The sequence below is a fragment of the Streptomyces sp. NTH33 genome, assembly GCF_003236365.1.
Taxonomy (GTDB): Bacteria; Actinomycetota; Actinomycetes; order Streptomycetales; family Streptomycetaceae; genus Streptomyces.
Genome location: NZ_POTZ01000927.1, coordinates 1 through 1167 on the forward strand (window position 1 = coordinate 1; position 1167 = coordinate 1167).

2 protein-coding genes are annotated in these 1167 nt (G+C 67.2%); both read left to right on the top strand.

What is annotated here, in order from left to right:
* Positions 1-171: 171 nt before the first annotated feature.
* Positions 172-597 carry an IS5 family transposase gene (locus tag C1I97_RS42320; protein WP_258382937.1) on the top strand — a complete coding sequence of 142 codons (426 nt, stop codon included), beginning with the start codon at positions 172-174 and terminating at the stop codon, positions 595-597.
* Positions 598-611: 14 nt separating this feature from the next.
* Positions 612-1167, top strand: a 556-nt coding sequence (locus C1I97_RS42325) for a transposase (RefSeq protein ID WP_258382938.1), incomplete at its 3' end; no start/stop codon positions are given.

Genomic DNA, 1167 nt, shown 5'->3' on the forward strand with positions numbered 1-1167 from the left:
CCGCCGCGACCAGCGCAGCAGCGTCTCTCGCTCGTCATCCGTCAGAACCACCTCGACCGTCGGCCGACCCATACGCGCCATGAGCCCAGCCTACTTCTATAGCGAGATAAAGACTCATGACACTAGGGCGTGTATCGAAAGTGGATCTTGGGCGTGCGATGATCTTGGTTCGTGGCACGTGGAGATCTGACGGATGCGCAGTGGGCGGTGCTGGAACCGCTGCTGCTGAAGGGTAAGAAGTCTGGTCGGCCGCCGATATGGGCCCGGCGGCAGCTGATCGACGGCATACGGTTTCGCACTCGCACCGGCGTCCCGTGGCGGGACGTGCCGGAGCGGTACGGGCCGTGGGCGCGGGTGTACGACCTCTTCCGTCGCTGGCAGCGGGACGGCACCTGGCAGCGGATCTTCAATGCGCTGCAGGCCCAGGCCGACGCCAAGGAGCTCATCACCTGGGACCTCAACATCGACTCCACCGTCTGCCGGGCCCACCAGCACGCCGCCGGGGCGAGGAAAAGGGGGATCTCCAGGCTGAGCCGCCCGGCGGCATCACGGTCGAGCCGGACGACCACGGCCTCGGACGCTCGCGCGGCGGCCTGACCACCAAACTGCACCTGGCCGTTGAGCAGGGGCAAAAGCCCATGGCCATCGTGATCACAGCCGGGCAACGTGGCGACTCTCCACAGTTCGAGCCTGTTTTGAAGAAGGTCCGTGTCGCCCGCCTGGGTGTCGGTCGGCCACGGACCCGGCCTGACCGGGTCCGCGCCGACAAGGCGTACGCCTCCCGCAAGAACCGCGCCTATCTGCGGCGCCGGGGCATCCGCTGCACCATCCCGGACAAGGCCGACCAGGCTCGTAACCGCAAGAAGCTCGGCTCTCGCAGTGGTCGGCCACCCAAGTTCGACGCCGAGGACTACAAGGCTCGGCACGCAGTCGAGATGAGCAAGCCGCAGTGCTGTCATAGCTGCGGTTCGGCGTCATTGTCTCGGGTTCCTTCCTCGTTCGGGATTATCGCCGTCTGCTGGTGGTCGAGCCAGGCCTGGCGTGGGCGGTGGCCGCGGGATTGCCGGTGGAGCCGGCGGAGCCGTTCGACCTCTGCGGGATTGGCATGGACGACCCAGGACCGGCGGGCGTCGTGTTGCTGGTGGGCGGTGACCCAGCCGCGTGTGA